Consider the following 17,696-nt stretch of genomic DNA (forward strand, 5'->3'; position numbering starts at 1 on the left):
TTGGATGAAACAAACAACATCCACACAAATTATTTAAATCATAAAAAAACAGCGTATCTAGAGATACGCTGTTTTTAAAATCGGAATCACAAGATTACCAGTGTTCACCTGGGAACAAACGCGCATAGGCACGTTGTACAAGATTTAATTTCTCTTGCTCACCGATAGATGCTGTAGAGCTTGGGAATAAGTTAAATCCGATCGACATCAAAATATTATTTACATCTGGTGCAATCGCATAAGTAATTGATGCGAGACGACCTAAGTTGGTAGCAATCTTTTTCGGACGTTTCACAATTGCATAAGCAATCAAGTCTGCTGCTTGTTCAGGAGAAAGCGTCGGTACATATTTATAGATTTTAGTTGGTGCAATCATTGGGGTACGCACTAACGGCATATAAATCGAAGTGATTGCAATTTTGTGTGAGTGAACTTCAGCAGATAAACAACGGCTAAATGCATCCAGTGCCGCTTTAGACGCTACATAAGCAGAGAAGCGGGTTGCATTTGCAAGTACACCAATTGAGCTGATGTTAATGATTTGACCGTCTTTACGTTGCATCATGTGTGGCAAGATATTCAATACCAAACGTACTGCACCGAAGTAATTTAATTGCATTGTACGTTCGAAATCATGGAAACGATCAACAGACTCATGTACAGCACGACGAATTGAACGACCTGCGTTATTCACTAAAATATCGATGTGATCAACAGCAGCTAAAATTTCTTTTGAAACTGCATCAATTGATTCCATGTCGTTAAGGTCACATGGAAAAACAGAAGCTTTTCCACCCTCAGCTTCAATCTCAGCTTTGACTTCATCTAATTTTTCTTTAGTACGAGCAAGCAACAAGACATGAGCGCCAGCTTGAGCAAGATATTTTGAAACTGTTAAACCAATACCACTTGATGCACCAGTAACAATGATTGTTTTACCGTCGACTTTTTGTTGAAAAAGTTTTTTAAGTTTTGCGTTCATGTACGTGTCCTACATTAATCAAGCTGTTGTTTGCATTGCCGTCATGGTTGTGATTAGGCACTGCACTTTATTTTGTATGTATATTAACCGATATTTTTTGTTTGTCTAGTGTAAATGTTTGAAATTTAATATCTTTTTAGAGTAAAAACTCTAAAAAAATAAACCGATATTTTAAAAATGATATTATATTTTTCGAATTTTGCATAGAAAAAAAGCCCTATGTTAAGGGCTCATTGATTTCATTGAATTTAAACCTGAGCAAGCGCCTGTTCAAGGTCAGCAACTAGGTCATCAATATGCTCAATGCCAATAGACAAGCGCACAAGGTCTTCACTGACCCCTGCCGATTTAAGTTCCTCTGCATTGAGCTGGCGGTGGGTGGTGGTTGCTGGGTGGCAGGCCAGACTTTTGGCATCACCAATATTCACCAGACGTGTAAACAGTTGTAATGCATCGATAAAACGAGTACCGCCTTCTAAGCCATCTTGTACGCCAAAAGAAAGAATCGCTGAAGGTTTACCTTTCACATACTTTTGTGCCAAATGATGCTGTGGATGGTCACTTAAACCTGCATAATTGACCCATTTTACTTTTGGATGTTGTTTCAAATAATTTGCAACTTTCAGAGCATTCTCCGTATGGCGCTCCATACGAAGGCTTAAAGTTTCTAAGCCTTGTAAGATCAAAAACACACTCAGCGGACTAATCGCAGCCCCTGTATTGCGTAGCGGAACAACGCGTGCACGTGCGATATAAGCAGCTTCACCTAGAACTTCAACATAATTCACGCCGTGATAGCTTGGATCTGGTGTATTCAACGCTTTAAAACGTTCAGGATATTTGCCCCAAGGGAATTTGCCACTATCAATAATGACACCACCAATACTGTTGCCATGTCCGCCAATGTATTTCGTCAGAGAATGAACCACGATATCTGCACCAAATTCAAATGGTTTCAATAAAGCAGGAGTTGCAACAGTATTATCTACAATAACAGGGACACCATATTCATGCGCAATTTTGGCAATCGCTTCTAGGTCGATGATATTTCCAAGAGGGTTTCCGATCGACTCAACAAAGACCAGTTTGGTCTTATCATCAATAATAGAACGTAAAGCTTCGGGATTCTGATAATCAAAGAAACGAACTTCAATCCCTTGTTTCGGCAATGTATGCGCAAATAGGTTATAAGTACCACCGTATAAAGTGGATACAGATGCAATATTGTCACCGGCTTCAGCAATCGTTTGAATCGAATAGGTGATCGCTGCCATACCTGAGGCTAGAGCCAATGCACCAATACCACCTTCAAGCGCTGCGAGGCGTTGTTCGAGTACGGCGGTGGTTGGATTCATAATACGGGTGTAAATATTGCCCTGAACTTTTAAATCGAATAAGTCAGCACCATGTTGTGTATTATCAAATGCATAAGACGTGGTTTGATAAATAGGTACAGCGACAGCCTTTGTAGTGGCTTCTGGTGAATATCCCGCATGAATGGCTAAAGTTTCATCTTTATAGGTCATGATTACATCATCTACGTGAGTTAAATACTGATCGAGTGTAGCCGAAAAGCTATCCAAAATGGTGCATAATTTATGCGATTTATTGCGTTTTTATTCATATAAACAAAATAATAAGCGATTGAAAGTCATGATTCTATTGTGAAGACAAAATTGTGTAATGTCTTGAAAAAGAAAATCCTTTGATTGGATGAAACAAAGATGATCTTAACTTCATGTTAATCCCGTTTTCAGCGTATAATACGTGCGATTATTTTTCGCTTTTTGCGATTTATTGGTTTTTCAATTGAGGAGTCCTGCGTGGCCCAATATATTTATACGATGAATCGAGTGTCGAAAATGGTTCCGCCGAAGCGCGAAATCTTAAAAGACATCTCTTTATCATTTTTCCCAGGCGCAAAAATTGGTGTGCTTGGTTTGAACGGTGCAGGTAAATCTACCTTACTCCGTATTATGGCTGGCGTAGATAAAGATTTCTCAGGTGAAGCACGTGCACAACCAGGAATCAAAATCGGTTACTTAGAACAAGAGCCGCCATTAGATCCAACCAAAGATGTTCGTGGTAACGTTGAAGATGGTGTACGTGAAGCACTTGATGCTTTAGCGCGTCTTGATCAGGTTTTTGCAGAATATGCTGAGCCTGATGCAGATTTCGATGCGCTTGCAAAAGAGCAGGAAAAATTAGAATCAATCATCCATGCTTGGGATGCACATAATCTGAATAATCAGCTTGAAATTGCTGCAGATGCATTGAATCTTCCAGCTTGGGATGCAGATGTATCATTGCTTTCAGGTGGTGAGCGCCGTCGTGTTGCATTATGTCGTTTATTGCTGTCTAAGCCAGACATGTTACTTCTTGACGAACCGACGAACCATTTAGATGCTGAATCAGTGTCTTGGTTAGAGCGTTTCTTGAAAGATTTCCCTGGTACGATTGTTGCGATTACGCATGACCGTTATTTCTTGGATAATGTGGCTGAGTGGATTCTTGAACTTGACCGTGGCATGGGGATTCCTTATCAAGGTAACTACTCTTCTTGGCTGGAACAAAAGAATGCCCGTTTAGAGCAGGAACAGAAGCAGGAAGAATCTTTTGCCAAGGCATTGAAAAAAGAACTTGAATGGGTTCGTTCAAATGCCAAAGGTCAGCAAAAGAAAAACAAGGCGCGTATGGAGCGTTTTGAAGAGTTGAACTCCAAAGAATTCCAGCAGCGTAATGAAACCTCTGAAATTTATATTCCACCTGGTCCACGTTTGGGCAACAAGGTTGTGGAAGTGGAAGGCATCAGCAAGTCATTCGATGGTCGTCTATTGTACGAAAACCTGACCTTTACTGTACCGCCGACAGCGATTGTGGGTATTGTGGGGCCAAACGGTGCGGGTAAAACCACCCTATTCCGTATGATGACGGGTGAACAGCAGCCTGATACAGGTACTGTGACTTTGGGTGAGTCGGTTAAAGTTGCGTATGTCGGTCAGATTCGTGACACCTTGGATAACAACAAAACCGTTTGGGAAGAAGTTTCTGGTGGTTTAGATATCTTAAAAATTGGTGATTACGAAATTGCATCACGTGCATATATCGGTCGCTTTAACTTTAAAGGTCAAGATCAGCAAAAACGTGTAGGTGAATTGTCTGGTGGTGAGCGTAACCGCTTACAACTTGCGAAAATCCTGCAAATGGGCGCAAACGTGATCCTGCTGGATGAACCATCGAACGATCTGGATATCGAAACTTTACGTGCGCTTGAGGATGCAATTCTTGTATTCCCAGGTACAGTGATGGTAGTATCGCATGACCGTTGGTTCCTTGACCGTATTGCAACGCACATCTTGTCCTTTGAGAATGAACAGCCAGAATTCTACACAGGTAACTATGCAGAATACGAAGCATACCGTCAGTCTCGTTTAGGGGATACAGCAGCAACTAAACGTACAAAGTATAAAAAGATTACGGGTTAATTTCCTATCTAAAAAAACCAGCTTTCGAGCTGGTTTTTTTTATTTTCAGAAATTATAAATACAAATCGAGGATTGTGTGATAAAGCTAAATTACAGGACGATCTTGTTTTAGTTCGTTTAATGTAATTTTATTACATGTACTTTATTTGCTATAGTGACGCAAATTTTGAACAGTTGGTGTAACGTGCAACGTTCTGCTGTATTTATGACACTCTTGCTGAGTTTGTTCATGTTCCAAAGTTTTTGGAATGTGGCGGCGGCTTTTTGTGCGCATGAACAGCCGACTGAATATCGTACGTTGAATCATTTTGGGCATCATATCCCTGAAAATTTAGATGTTTCTGAAAAACATGCAGTAGTTGCAGATCAAGATGCTTCTGATTTACCCATGCCGTTAAGCTTGCAAGATCATCATGACCATCTGCCATCTTGTTTTCATGTGGTGGTGGCTGAAGTTCAGCAACGTGTAAATGAACCGATGTTGCACAGTCAGGACGTAGAACAAAAATATTACTGGTCCAACTTCTATCAGTCTCCACATCTTTCAGGGCTAAATCCGCCGCCTTTATCAACCCCGCTATAGGTGGGGTAGCCGAAAAATAGCCCACCGCATTCTTATTACTTTGAGGGGCTTTATATGTCTTCTAGTTTAAATCAGCGTATTCATGCAGTTGAGCAGCATACGCGAAAAAATCGTACTCAATTGTCATTGAAGTGGTCAGTGTTGGCACTTGCCTTAAGCACTGCTATTTTGAGTCCATCCATTGCCGCAGAATCTTTACTTGATGCAAATCAGCCTGCAACCAAGGCTGCACAACGTAATCTGAATTTTGAGCAAATCTTGCAGGATGTGAAACAATATCAGGCAGGCACAGGGGTGTGGCAAACGCAGCAAGGAATCGCTGAGGCCAATGTGAAACAAGCCGGGTTATGGTCGAATCCAAGTATTTCTATTCAGCAAACCGACTTTAGGTCAGGCAAAGACAAAGAGTTGGAATTTGGTGTTTCACAAAAATTAGACATTTTTGGTCAACGTCGTGCTGCGGTTAAGCTTGCCGATGTACAAGCATCTCAAGTGGGCCTTAATCAGGAACTCTACAATGCGCAACTTGAGTTAGCAGTTAAATATCTATGGTCGCAAGTCGTGGTGCTAGAGCTGGAACATGATGTGGTTCAGGCACAGTTAAAAACCAGTCAGGACACTTTGGATGCAACTCGCTTAAGACTCAAAGCGGGCAGCATTGCGCAGGTCGATTTAGATCGTACCTTGATGGCGCATATTGAAAATCAACGGTTGTTTCAACAAACCGAACTCTCTTTAGCCACTGCAAAGCGTCAATTGGCAAATCTGTGGGGCAGTACCGATAACCGCTTCTCTACTCAGGCAAGCAATGTCTGGCCACAACAAAATGATTTGCAAGATTATTTGCAGAACAATTTATTTGAGCGTGCTATTCAACTCGATATTGTACGTCAAAAAGCCAATATCGATTATTTAAAAGTATCCAATCGACCGAATCCGACCGTCAATTTAGGCATGGTGCAAAGTAAAAGTGCTGAAACAAACTCGACCGATAACAAGTTCCGAGTGGGTATCGATATCCCGTTGAATATTTTTAATCGTCAACAGTATTCATTGCGAATTGCCAATGCCAAACAAGATTTACTGGTCAAACAGCAACAGTTTTACAAGCAGCAGAACTTGAATGCGATTCAGACCTTAACAGCAGAGTTGGCGGGGTTGAAACAACAGTTCGATCTCGTCAATCAACGACAAATTCCATTGTCTGAAACGGTACAAGAGAAAATGTTGCTCGGTTTCAAAGTCGGTAAATATGCCATTACTGATGTGCAGCAAGCCACCATGCAATTGCAGGATCAACGTTTAAATAAAGTGCAGCTACTCAAGAGTGCATGGCAAAAGCAAATTGATGCAGAAAGTTTAGCACTAGGAATTGAGCCGAGTATGGTGAGTTCAAGTGATGCCTTAAATCAGATTAATCAAACCCTCTGGAAAGATACCAATAACCTTCCCGCTGTAGTAGGAGCAGAATAATGTCGACAAATAAATCTAAAAAGCAGTGGTTCTGGGTCATTCTGGTTATTGCCGTTGGCTTAGTCCTGAGCGCGTTATTATTTTTCACTGGCAAGAACAAAGCCAGCGGTGATGCAGCAGCTGATAGTCATGGCGAAGGTGAGGAAGGACATACAGAAGGTGAGGCTGGACAGGCTGAAAGTGAGGAAGGTAGCTTAAATCTCAGCCCAAAACAGATGACTGAATATGGGGTTAAGCTGGCTCAGGTTGGTGTGGGTGAAGTCGGACAGCAATTTGCTTACCCAGCAAAACTGGTGACCAATACCGATCAGCAAGCGCATGTTTCAGCAACCTTTGCCGGACGTGTGGAAAGTGTCAATGCGGTACTTGGCCAACAAGTCAAGAAAGGGCAAGTTTTAGCCACTCTATTTATCCCTGATCTGGTAGATCAGCAGGCTAATTTAAGTATTGCACAAGAAGCTTTAACGCTTGCACAGCAAGATTATCAACGTGAAAAACAACTTTGGGAACAAGGGGTTTCTGCACGTCAGGATTATCAACGTGCCTACAATGCCTATCGTCAGGCACAGATTCAGGTACAAGCTGCACGTAGCCGGTTATCTGCCTTGGGCGCATCCAGTGGCAGTCAGGGTCGCTATGTCTTGACTGCACCTTTAAGCGGTGTGGTGAGTCTGAAAGATATTGTGGTGGGAGAGCAAATTACCGCAGATAAGCAGTTATTTGTGATTGATCAGCTGGATCAACTCTGGATTGAGTTTATTTTACCAAGCGTCAATAACATCAATGTCCAACCAGATCAGCAGATCGAGTTTAAGTCGCTGCAAACCAATAATAGCTTTAAAGCACAAATCCAGACTTTGACCACCGCAGCAGATACGCAGACAGGTCGTTTGCAGGTGCGTGCCAAAGTGTTAACCCCAGCCAAAGAACTTCGACCTAATTTGATGGTAAACGTGTTATTAGATGGTACGGACAAGAAGCCTGTGCTTCGTGTTGCCAAAGGGGCGATTCAGCAGATCGAGGGTAAAGCCACGGTTTTTGTCGCTAAGCAAGAGAAAGACCAAATGCATTTCACTCCAACACCTGTACAACTGGGTAATTACTCAAGTGATGGGCAGTGGGTGGAAATCCAATCGGGTCTGACTGAAAAGCAACAATATGTCAGTCAAGGCAGTTTCCTTTTGAAATCTGAGATCGAGAAGGGAGAGGCTGAGCATGGACACTAAAGATAAGTTGCAGCTTCCTCCCGCGGAAGGCCTGTTTGATCGGATTATTCAGTTTTCAATCCGCAATGCGATTTGGGTCATGCTGTTTGTGGTGGCATGGATCGGGGTCGGTATTTATAGCTACCAAAAACTGTCGATTGATGCCGTACCTGACATTACCAACGTGCAGGTGCAGATTAACAGTCAGGCGGGAGGATTCACTGCCCCTGAGGTTGAACAACGCATTACTTATCCGATTGAAAATGCCATGTCGGGTATTCCGAACTTGGAACAAACCCGTTCCATCTCGCGTTACGGCTTGTCCCAAGTCACGGTGATCTTTAAAGATGGTACCGATATCTATTGGGCACGCCAGCTGATTAACCAGCGCTTACAGGAAGCCAAGAGTGCTTTGCCTGATGATATTGATCCACAAATGTCACCGATTTCAACGGGGCTAGGCGAGATCTATCAATGGGTGATCAAGGCTGAACCGAATGCCAAAAAGGCAGATGGTACGCCTTATGAGGCTATGGACCTGCGTGAAATTCAGGACTGGATTGTTCGTCCTCAATTACAACGTGTGCCAGGTGTTGCTGAAATCAATACCATTGGGGGATATAACAAGACCTATGTGGTTTCCCCCGATCTGAAACGTTTGCAACAACTGCAAATTCCCTTAACCGATTTGCAAACTGTACTCACTGAAAATAATGAAAACCGCGGTGCGGGTTTTATTGAAGAAAATGGTCAGCAGCTTACCGTACGTATTCCGGGGATGTTGAAAACCGTACAAGACATTGAGAATGTCACGGTCAGTACCAAGAATGGCTTGCCGATTCGTGTTGCCGATGTTGCAACAGTTTCGATTGGACATGATCTGAGAACAGGGGGTGCCACCTATAACGGTGAAGAAACCGTACTGGGTATCGCGATGATGATGATGGGTGAGAACAGTAAATCCATCGCTCAAGCACTCGACAGCAAAATGCAGGAAATCAAACGTTCATTACCTGAAGGGGTGGTGGTCGAAACGGTATATAACCGCAGTAACTTGGTTGATAAAGCCATTAAGACGGTGGCGAAAAACCTGATCGAAGGTGCAATCTTGGTGATTGTGATCCTGTTTGTGTTCTTAGGTAACTTCCGTGCGGCATTGATTACTGCCTGTATTATTCCTTTATCTATGCTGTTTACCCTGACAGGGATGGCGGAGCAAAAAATCAGTGCCAACCTGATGAGTTTAGGCGCATTGGACTTTGGGATTATCGTCGATGGTGCGGTGGTGATTGTCGAAAACTGTATCCGACGGCTGGCAGAGGCTCAACACCATAAAGGTCGACTCCTGACCCGTTCCGAACGCTTTACCGAAGTCTTTTTGGCGGCAAAACAGGCAAGACGTCCGCTGATTTTTGGACAAATCATCATTATGGTGGTGTATTTGCCAATCTTTGCACTGGCAGGTGTAGAAGCGAAAATGTTCCATCCAATGGCAATGACCGTGGTCTTGGCCTTGATCGGTGCCATTATTTTATCGGTGACTTTCGTCCCTGCTGCGGTGGCATTATTTGTTACCGGTGAGGTCAAAGAGAAAGAAAGCCGTTGGATGGCGGCATTAAAAAGCGGTTATAAATCCTTGCTGGATAAAGCCTATGCTTTCCGCTATGTGGTGGTGGCCGGTGCAGTGACTATTTTGATACTCACCGCTGCGATTGGTTCGCGTGTCGGTAGTGAGTTTGCGCCACAACTGAGTGAAGGTGACTTTGCTTTACAGTTGATGCGTGCACCAAGTACAGGAATTGAAGAATCACTGAAGATTCAGGAAAGTGTTGAGAAGCAATTACTCGCAGAGTTTCCAGAAATCAAGGCGATCTTTGCCCGTACAGGTACGGCCGAAGTGGCAACGGATGTGATGCCCCCTAATATTTCTGATGCAATCGTTTTGTTAAAGCCGCGTGATCAATGGCCAGATAAATCGGAAACCATTGACGAGCTTCGAACCAAAATGTTGGCCTATGTTGAGAAAATTCCAGGCAACAACAGTGAGTTTTCTCAGCCGATTGAATTACGTTTCAACGAACTGATTTCAGGCGTACGTAGTGATATTGGGGTGAAAATTTTTGGTGATGATATGCAGGTTCTGAACCAAGAAGCAGAAAAAGTCGCGCAAACCTTGAGAACGATTACTGGTGCAAGTGAAGTCAAAGTCGAGCAGACTGATGGCTTACCTTTGCTCAATGTCGATATCGATCACGCACTGGCTGCACAATATGGTTTATCGGTGAAATCCATTCAGGATTTGGTTGCTGCCAGTATTGGTGGACAAAGTGTTGGGCAGATTTTACAGGGTGACCGTCGTTTTGATTTTGTGGTGCGTTTGGATGATGGGATGCGTACGCCGCAGCAATTGGCGATGTTACCGATTCAACTACCGAATGGTGGTTTGATCAAACTGCAAGACGTGGCAAAAGTGGAGAATATTTTAGGCTTGGCGCAAGTCAGCCGTGAAAATGGCAAGCGCCGTGTTGTAGTCACCACCAACGTACGCGACCGTGATTTGGGCTCATTTGTGGGTGAAATGCAGCAGAAATTATCTCAGCAAAAATTACCAAGCGGTTATTGGCTTGGTTATGGCGGTCAGTTTGAAAATCTGGCCTCGGCAAAAGCCAGAATGCAGATTGTGGTGCCATTGGCATTGCTGATGATCTTTGTTCTGTTGATGGCGGTGTTTAATAACTTTAAAGAAAGCTTGCTGGTATTTAGTGGCGTGCCATTTGCGTTGTCAGGTGGATTAGTCGCACTTTGGTTGCGAGATATCCCATTGTCGATGTCAGCAGGTGTTGGGTTCATTGCGCTCTCTGGTGTCGCAGTACTCAACGGTTTAGTGATGCTGAGTTTCATCAAAGAGCTGCGTGAGCAGTTTAATGTACATAAAGCGACATGGCAGGGTGCGATTCTCCGACTACGCCCCGTTCTGATGACGGCCTTTGTGGCATCACTGGGCTTTATTCCGATGGCGATTGCCACAGGTACAGGCGCGGAGGTACAACGTCCATTGGCAACAGTGGTGATTGGTGGGATTATTTCTTCCACTTTACTGACATTGCTGATTTTGCCTGTGGTCTATCGTTGGATGAATGAAGGTAAAGAGGCAAAAAGTCAGGAAACCGCAATCTAATCCATTTATGTTATCTTCTTAATTAAGCATTTTATTAAGAAGAATCTGAACCGATCAAAGCATGATTCATGCTTTGGTCGACTGTGGGGCTGAACAGTCTTACTTTGATAATGATAAGGAGTCCAACATGAGTGGACATCAAGGGCATGATCATAGTCATGCTGCTGTTACAGAAGGCAATGCAAAAAAACTAACGATTGCGCTAATACTGACCACGACTTTTTTAGTCATCGAATTTATTGCAGGTATCATCACACAGAGTTTGGCATTACTTTCCGATGCTGCACATATGTTTACTGATGCCGCTGCATTAGCGATTGCTTTAGCTGCGATTAAAATTGCCAAACGCCCTGCTGATGATAAGCGTACCTTCGGTTATCAGCGTTTTGAGATTTTGGCGGCATTATTTAATGCATCTATGCTATTTTTTGTGGCGATGTATATTCTTTACGAAGCCTATCAACGTTTTACCCAACCGCCCGAGATTCAAAGTATAGGCATGTTGGTGGTCGCATCAATTGGATTAATCATTAATTTGATTTCCATGAAAATTTTGATGTCCAGTGCGACTGAAAGTTTGAACATGAAAGGTGCTTATTTAGAAGTGCTGAGTGATGCATTAGGTTCTGTCGGTGTGATTATTGGTGCTGTGATTATCTATTACACCAATTGGTATTGGGTCGATACCATTATTGCGGTCGCGATCGGTTTTTGGGTCTTACCAAGAACATGGATTTTGCTCAGACAAAGTATCAATATTTTATTAGAGGGTGTACCTGAAGAAGTTGATATTGAAAAGTTACGCACTGATCTATTGGCTTTAGATGGCGTTGAAAGTATCCATCAATTGAAGGTTTGGGCAATTACATCGAAGAATATTCATCTCACAGTACATCTGTTTGCACCTAAGGTTGACCGTAATCAGTTGCATCGTGCTGCGATTGAAATGTTATTGCATGAACATGGTATTGTCGAAGTGACTTTGCAGATCGAAGATGATGCTGAAATGAATTGCCAGCATATGCATCAACATGTTGAAGATGAACAACACACTCATTCACATCAGCACTGAGCTGATGTGAATCGGAATTTAGAGCAACGTGTTAGTTTTGCCATTCGTGATTACAGTCACGGCATTTCCAATGCTTTTGCGCTTGCATAAAAGCCTGCATGGAAATTTTGAAATCAGGCAGATCGCGCCAGAACAGAACACCTGCAATCACACAAACACCAAATACCGCAACCGTTGCGATTTGCAGTGTTTGTCCAGCACCATTGCCAAAAATCCACATCCCAACACTAATTAACACCAGCACCAGTAAAATAAAAATAGCAGGCACTAAAAGTACCAAGCTTTTAGGTACATTTGGGCGAGGGCTGTTGGCACCTTGACTGACAGGCATAATTTTCACGCTTTGGCATTTAGGGCAACGATATTGCATAAAGATTTCCTATAGTATTTTGCTTATTTTAGCGAAAATTATGCAAAAGCTAAAATCCTACGTTGTTCAAATACATAAACTTACTTATTTTGTACTATCTTTAAAATATTAAGTTGATTCGAGCAATCCATATCGGTCGCAGCTCGTCTAAACCTGTTCGCTAAAATAATATCAGTCATGCTAATTTGTGAACTGAATGTGTTGAATAATGCGCAAGGAATCGCATGTTGCCTACCAAACTTCTAAAATTACGATTAGCCCGCATCGAAAAGGGAGAAGATCATCTTTCGACCCAAGACAAGCTAATGTTGGTTAGCATGGAGAGTCCTGATTTAAGTGCAAATTTCTTTTTAAGATTGTTTAAAGTCTCGTTACCAAAGCAATGGAAATTCCAGCATGAGACAGATGGAGATATTCTATATACATCATAACTTATCAAATTAATTGAAAACCAATGAAACATATTTAGAAAATGGACGATTAAATTAATTTAAAAGTGTGCAACAAAAAGACGCAAATTGCGCTAAATAGCATGCTAATCTACATAAAAACAGCCAATAAGTTGATAAAACAGATTGTTGCTCATATCAAAATTGAGTTGCTGAGAAAGGGAAGAGGGAGAACATCTTGAATCGACAAGATGACAAAAAGGCAATGTTCGATATTATGCCTGCAGATATAGAATCATCAGATGAAAAACCGTCTTTATCACGTCGGTTAATCAATAAGACATTACAGCACGCACAAGATGCTGTTGAGTTTGCGAGTGATACCTCTCGTAATATTGCAGGTGTTGCAGATGCCGCCTTAGATGCCTTAGATCAAGTTACCCATCATACCAAACGTGGTGTTGAAGGGATGCGAAATACTGTTCGTGATATGGTATCAGAAACCAGTGAAGCAGCGCGTCAAGTTGCGTTGGCAATGGCACGTGCATCGTTAGGGAAAAGTAGCCTCACCTTGTATTTGCCTGAAATGCTGCTCAATAATCAAATTCGGAAACGTATGGATCGTTCTGAAATTGATGATATAAAAATTGAATGTGGCAATGATCGCTTTCATATTGAATTAGATGGCCACTATCGCCGTTTCCTATATCGTCTGTCTTTAGAATTCAATGTTTTAGAATGTCGTATTGGGCAGGAAAAATATTTACGTCTTTGTCAGGTCGATGAGCATCTGGATTTACAAATTCGTCATGGTGGTACTTTAACAAATTGGGCAGCAAGACGTGTTGGTAATATCAGCTTTGAAGTGATTAATTCCTTACCGATCCCATTTTTGATCAATCACCTCATTCGTGATGTGCCAGGGATTCAAAAAGAAGGGCATCGTTTATGGTATATCGACCTTGAAGAAGCGGGTTTTATTGATTTCATTAATAACCGCTCATGGATGGTCGATAAGCTATTAAGCTTGACTGATTTTAGTATTTTGCCAGGACTTAATATTTTGCAAGAGAGCCGTGAATTGGTACAACAATTAGTTGATCAATTTGAGATCCGAGGCTTACGAGTTCAGTCTGGACGTTTAGAAGTCCAAGTTGGAATTGGAAGTGAGTAAGCAATAAAAAAGCCACTGTCAATGCAGTGGCTTTTTAGAATTTGGCGTCCCTACGGGGATTCGAACCCCGGTTACCGCCGTGAAAGGGCGATGTCCTAGGCCTCTAGACGATAGGGACTTATATGAGGCATACATCTGAAAACAATAATAAATATTGGCGTCCCTACGGGGATTCGAACCCCGGTTACCGCCGTGAAAGGGCGATGTCCTAGGCCTCTAGACGATAGGGACGTTTCAGAGGTGGGCGTATATTAGGGTGAATTGGATAGGGTGTCAAACACTTTTCCAAAGAAAATCTAAAAAAATCTTGTGAGTGTCTAAAAATAAAACATATCGTAGAATAAATAATCAAAATAAAGAAGTTAAAGTAAAATTATCAGGCAAGTTAATTTAAGTTAAATAAAAAATGCAGCCTAAGCTGCATTTTTTATTCATTATCATTTTATTTACGATCACGATAGAAAAGATAGTGACTTAAATAACACGCAGCAATAAATAATAAACATCCGATAAAGCCAGCCTGCATTTCAGGATCGTATGCCATGCTGAGACCTGTAATTAAACAGAAAACAAAACCTAAGATGGGAACGATTGGATAAAGTGGTGCAGCAAATTTTAAATCTTTTGCTGAATGTCCAGCCTTGTACCATTGGCGTCTAAAGTTAAACTGACTCCAACAAATACTCATCCATACGATGACCATGGTAAATGCAGCAACACCTAGTAAATTCTTGAAAATTGTCTCTGGGGCAAAATGCTCAGATAGCAATCCGGGAATTGCGCCAAACATGGTTACCACTAGCGCAATGATAGGCGTACCACTCTTAGACAATTTTGAGAATATGCTTGGCAGTTGGCGTTGATCAGATAAAGACCACATCATGCGAGAAGCCGCATAGAGACCTGAGTTTGCAGCGGATAATAAGGCAGTAATAATCACGAAGCGAATAATATCGTCGGCATATGGAATACCGATGTATTTAAATACTGTTACGAAAGGGCTGCTACTCACTCCATCACCGCCTAGGCCAGTTATATGGAAAGGAAGTAATGCACTAATAACAACAATCGTACCCACAAAGAAAATTAATAGTCGCCAAATTGCCGCATTAATTGCTTTCGGAACATTTTCAGCTGGATTTTTGGTTTCACCTGCGGCAACACCAATGAGTTCAGTTCCAGAAAAGGCAAAGTTAACAATTAACATCGTGGTGAAAATTGGAAAAAGACCTTGTGGAAACCAACCATGTGCCGTTAAGTTATGAAATAACGGTGCTGATTCAGTGCCTTGGAATGGAATGAAACCAAAAATTGCGCATAAACCTAAAAGGATAAAGACAATAACGGTAACGACTTTGACTAATGCAAGCCAAAATTCTGATTCAGCAAAAATGCGGGTTGAACTTAAATTTAATCCTAAAATTGTAATTGCAAAAATAATGGTCCAAATCCACATTGAAATATGAGGGAACCATTCTTGCATGAGTAAGGCTGCGGCAGTAAATTCTGTACCAAGCGTTGCGGTCCATGTCAGCCAATACAGCCAAGAAATCATATAACCCGTTCCTGGGCCAATATATTTTTGAGCGTATGCGCCAAAAGATCCAGCCACAGGCATATGTACTGCGAGCTCACCTAAACAGAGCATGACCATATAGGCAATTAAACCACCTAAAAAGTAGGCAATAATTGCGCCGATAGGACCTGTTTGAGCGATGACCTCGCCAGAACCTAAAAATAAACCTGTACCAATTGCACCGCCCAATGAAAGCATCACTAGGTGACGGGTGCTCATTGCACGTTTTAATGTTTTTGATTCAGAGGTAGCATTTGAGTTGGAAGATTGCATACCACAATTTGTCCAAGCGTGGAGAAGCGGGTATTTTATGTAAAATTTTGAAATGTGCAATCTGAATGAATGAATGTTTAGTTGAAAATTATAATTTTAATTATTTTGCATAAAATATGGCGTCCCTACGGGGATTCGAACCCCGGTTACCGCCGTGAAAGGGCGATGTCCTAGGCCTCTAGACGATAGGGACTTATTGAGGCAACACAAATTGAAGTTTGGTGGAGCCAAGCAGGATCGAACTGCTGACCTCTACAATGCCATTGTAGCGCTCTACCAACTGAGCTATGACCCCAGTCTGTGTGAGCGCAATATTAGGGCGAATGCGCTCACACGTCAATGATTAAACTGAATTAATTCTCACTATTTGCATCATTTTTCGGCAGTTTGAGTGATTCGTTTAATTTTTCCCAAACTTTAAGTTCTTTCTTGCTTGGTCCACCTACGATTTCTAAGGCATGACGTAAACGTGCAAAAGTCAAATCAGGACCTAGTGTTACCATAGATTGCATCACAGGCGTTGAACTCGTTGAACCCGCAATCGCAATAAAGAATGCTGGCATAAAGTCACGAAGTTTAACTTCCATTTGAGTGGCTAAATCCATCAGTGTTTGGCTGACAGTATCATTATTCCACGTAAACTGACTTTCTAAGCGCCAAATTGCAAATTGTAAGCTTTGACGAACTTGTTCTTCGGTCAATTTTTTGCTTTCAAACTGTTCTTTACTGATTTGTGGCATGTGATTGAAATAGAAACCAGCCCAATTCACAGCTTCTGAGAGTAGATTGATACGAGGTTGAATCGCAGCCGCAATGTCTTCAAGTGTTTGACGGTCACTTTTCCATGTTAATAGGCGATCTAGAAGTTGTCCCGATGTTAAGCCTTTGATCCATTGACCGTTCAGCCAATTAAGTTTTTCAACATCAAAGATTGGGCCGCCCAATGAAACACGCTGTACATCAAAGTTTTCAACCATGTCCTGTAACGTGAATACTTCACGCTCATCAGGCATTGACCAACCCATGCGACCTAAATAATTCAATAATGCTTCTGGTAATACACCGATGTCGCGATAATAGTTAATAGAAGTTGGGTTCTTACGTTTAGACAGTTTTGATTTATCTGGATTACGTAACAATGGCATATGACATAAAGTTGGCATTTCCCAACCAAAATATTGGTAAAGCAACTGATGCTTAGGCGCTGAAGGCAGCCATTCTTCCCCACGTAATACATGGGTAATTTCCATCAAATGATCATCCACGACATTAGCAAGGTGGTAAGTTGGTAAACCATCCGTTTTTAGCAACACTTGCATGTCAACTTGTGCCCAAGGAATCTCCACTTCACCACGAAGCAAATCATTAATCTTACAAATACCATCTTCAGGTACTTTCATTCGAATGACATGTGGTTCACCCGCAGCAAGACGTTGTTGTACTTCTTCTTGTGAAAGTTTTAAGCCACGCCCATCATATTTTGGCGTTTCACCACGTGCTTGCTGCTCTGCACGCATTTGGTCTAGGTCTTCTGCTGTTGCGAAACAATAGAAAGCATGTCCTTTTTCAACCAAATCTAAGGCATATTGTTTGTAAATCCCCATACGTTCCGATTGACGATACGGCGCATGAGGGCCGCCCACATCTGGACCTTCTGACCAGTTCAATCCTAACCAACGTAAAGAATCTAAAATCATTTTTTCTGATTCAGGTGTTGAACGGAGTTGATCTGTATCCTCAATACGTAAAATAAATTCACCGCCGTGCTGTTTAGCAAAACATAAATTAAATAACGCAATATAAGCAGTACCTACATGAGGGAAACCTGTAGGAGAAGGCGCAATACGGGTACGAACTTTCATAAATTATCGAAGCTTAAATTAAAATTGAAACTATTATAACGAAAAAGCCTAGTCACAGCATGACTAGGCTTATT

The 17,696-nt window shown here is 42.0% G+C and carries 12 protein-coding genes, 4 tRNA genes and 1 pseudogene; 8 read left to right on the forward strand and 9 right to left on the reverse strand.

Annotated features, from left to right (window positions below):
• Positions 1 to 94 precede the first annotated feature (94 nt).
• Both HYG88_RS02250 and HYG88_RS02255 read right to left on the reverse strand, forming a co-directional pair.
• Positions 95 to 982: an SDR family NAD(P)-dependent oxidoreductase gene (locus HYG88_RS02250; RefSeq protein WP_005156652.1), complete on the reverse strand. Its 888-nt coding sequence runs from the start codon at positions 980 to 982 to the stop codon at positions 95 to 97.
• Between the two features lie 248 nt (positions 983 to 1,230).
• Positions 1,231 to 2,508, reverse strand: coding sequence for an O-acetylhomoserine aminocarboxypropyltransferase/cysteine synthase family protein (locus HYG88_RS02255; RefSeq protein WP_005156651.1), 1,278 nt, complete (start codon positions 2,506 to 2,508; stop codon positions 1,231 to 1,233).
• A gap of 297 nt (positions 2,509 to 2,805) precedes the next feature.
• Here HYG88_RS02255 and ettA point away from each other — a divergent pair, with 297 nt between their 5' ends.
• The 6 genes from ettA to HYG88_RS02285 all read left to right on the forward strand — a co-directional run bounded on the left by ettA (position 2,806) and on the right by HYG88_RS02285 (position 11,978).
• Positions 2,806 to 4,467: an energy-dependent translational throttle protein EttA gene (ettA, locus tag HYG88_RS02260; protein WP_178882495.1), complete on the forward strand. Its 1,662-nt coding sequence runs from the start codon at positions 2,806 to 2,808 to the stop codon at positions 4,465 to 4,467.
• Between the two features lie 184 nt (positions 4,468 to 4,651).
• A complete protein-coding gene (locus HYG88_RS02265; protein WP_205666451.1) occupies positions 4,652 to 5,050 on the forward strand; it encodes a cation efflux protein, CzcI-like in 399 nt (132 codons plus the stop codon).
• Positions 5,051 to 5,104: 54 nt separating this feature from the next.
• Positions 5,105 to 6,523, forward strand: coding sequence for a TolC family protein (locus HYG88_RS02270; protein WP_005317618.1), 1,419 nt, complete (start codon positions 5,105 to 5,107; stop codon positions 6,521 to 6,523).
• The gene (locus tag HYG88_RS02275; RefSeq protein ID WP_004803870.1) at positions 6,523 to 7,749 is read left to right on the forward strand and encodes an efflux RND transporter periplasmic adaptor subunit; all 1,227 of its coding nucleotides are present in this window, start codon (positions 6,523 to 6,525) and stop codon (positions 7,747 to 7,749) included. The genes HYG88_RS02270 and HYG88_RS02275 overlap by 1 nt, the downstream gene beginning before the upstream one ends.
• Positions 7,739 to 10,906, forward strand: a complete 3,168-nt coding sequence (locus tag HYG88_RS02280) for an efflux RND transporter permease subunit (RefSeq protein ID WP_178882496.1) — start codon at positions 7,739 to 7,741, stop codon at positions 10,904 to 10,906. The genes HYG88_RS02275 and HYG88_RS02280 overlap by 11 nt, the downstream gene beginning before the upstream one ends.
• A gap of 127 nt (positions 10,907 to 11,033) precedes the next feature.
• Positions 11,034 to 11,978 carry a cation diffusion facilitator family transporter gene (locus HYG88_RS02285; RefSeq protein ID WP_005156644.1) on the forward strand — a complete coding sequence of 315 codons (945 nt, stop codon included), beginning with the start codon at positions 11,034 to 11,036 and terminating at the stop codon, positions 11,976 to 11,978.
• A gap of 31 nt (positions 11,979 to 12,009) precedes the next feature.
• On the opposite strand, the gene HYG88_RS02290 is transcribed toward HYG88_RS02285, so the two are convergent.
• Positions 12,010 to 12,348 (reverse strand): hypothetical protein, encoded by a 339-nt coding sequence (locus HYG88_RS02290; protein WP_005156642.1) that lies wholly within the window; start codon positions 12,346 to 12,348, stop codon positions 12,010 to 12,012.
• Between the two features lie 224 nt (positions 12,349 to 12,572).
• Between HYG88_RS02290 and HYG88_RS02295 the strand changes: the two are divergent.
• Both HYG88_RS02295 and HYG88_RS02300 read left to right on the forward strand, forming a co-directional pair.
• Positions 12,573 to 12,776: pseudogene (locus HYG88_RS02295) on the forward strand (hypothetical protein); the annotation flags it as partial.
• Between the two features lie 199 nt (positions 12,777 to 12,975).
• Positions 12,976 to 13,911, forward strand: a complete 936-nt coding sequence (locus HYG88_RS02300) for a hypothetical protein (protein ID WP_004660107.1) — start codon at positions 12,976 to 12,978, stop codon at positions 13,909 to 13,911.
• Positions 13,912 to 13,953: 42 nt separating this feature from the next.
• Here the strand turns inward: HYG88_RS02300 and HYG88_RS02305 are convergent.
• From HYG88_RS02305 to gltX, 6 genes are all read right to left on the reverse strand, one after another.
• Positions 13,954 to 14,029 (reverse strand) — tRNA-Glu (locus tag HYG88_RS02305).
• Positions 14,030 to 14,066: 37 nt separating this feature from the next.
• Positions 14,067 to 14,142: transfer RNA gene (locus tag HYG88_RS02310), tRNA-Glu, on the reverse strand.
• 211 nt (positions 14,143 to 14,353) lie between these two features.
• Positions 14,354 to 15,760, reverse strand: a complete 1,407-nt coding sequence (locus HYG88_RS02315; protein ID WP_087535957.1) for an amino acid permease — start codon at positions 15,758 to 15,760, stop codon at positions 14,354 to 14,356.
• Positions 15,761 to 15,877: 117 nt separating this feature from the next.
• A tRNA-Glu gene (locus HYG88_RS02320) sits at positions 15,878 to 15,953 on the reverse strand.
• A gap of 26 nt (positions 15,954 to 15,979) precedes the next feature.
• A tRNA-Ala gene (locus tag HYG88_RS02325) sits at positions 15,980 to 16,055 on the reverse strand.
• Between the two features lie 58 nt (positions 16,056 to 16,113).
• Positions 16,114 to 17,622, reverse strand: a complete 1,509-nt coding sequence (gene gltX / locus HYG88_RS02330) for a glutamate--tRNA ligase (protein WP_178882497.1) — start codon at positions 17,620 to 17,622, stop codon at positions 16,114 to 16,116.
• Between the last annotated feature and the right edge of the window lie 74 nt (positions 17,623 to 17,696).

Origin of the sequence: Acinetobacter sp. SwsAc4 (assembly GCF_013391535.1) — a bacterium.
GTDB lineage: Bacteria > Pseudomonadota > Gammaproteobacteria > Pseudomonadales > Moraxellaceae > Acinetobacter.

Coding starts and splice junctions, on each gene's coding strand:
- HYG88_RS02290 (WP_005156642.1), bottom strand. CDS start 12,348: ATGCAATATCGTTGCCCTAAATGCCAAAGCGTGAAAATTATGCCTGTC.
- HYG88_RS02285 (WP_005156644.1), top strand. CDS start 11,034: ATGAGTGGACATCAAGGGCATGATCATAGTCATGCTGCTGTTACAGAA.
- HYG88_RS02255 (WP_005156651.1), bottom strand. CDS start 2,508: ATGACCTATAAAGATGAAACTTTAGCCATTCATGCGGGATATTCACCA.
- HYG88_RS02275 (WP_004803870.1), top strand. CDS start 6,523: ATGTCGACAAATAAATCTAAAAAGCAGTGGTTCTGGGTCATTCTGGTT.
- gltX (WP_178882497.1), bottom strand. CDS start 17,622: ATGAAAGTTCGTACCCGTATTGCGCCTTCTCCTACAGGTTTCCCTCAT.
- HYG88_RS02280 (WP_178882496.1), top strand. CDS start 7,739: ATGGACACTAAAGATAAGTTGCAGCTTCCTCCCGCGGAAGGCCTGTTT.
- HYG88_RS02270 (WP_005317618.1), top strand. CDS start 5,105: ATGTCTTCTAGTTTAAATCAGCGTATTCATGCAGTTGAGCAGCATACG.
- HYG88_RS02315 (WP_087535957.1), bottom strand. CDS start 15,760: ATGCAATCTTCCAACTCAAATGCTACCTCTGAATCAAAAACATTAAAA.
- HYG88_RS02250 (WP_005156652.1), bottom strand. CDS start 982: ATGAACGCAAAACTTAAAAAACTTTTTCAACAAAAAGTCGACGGTAAA.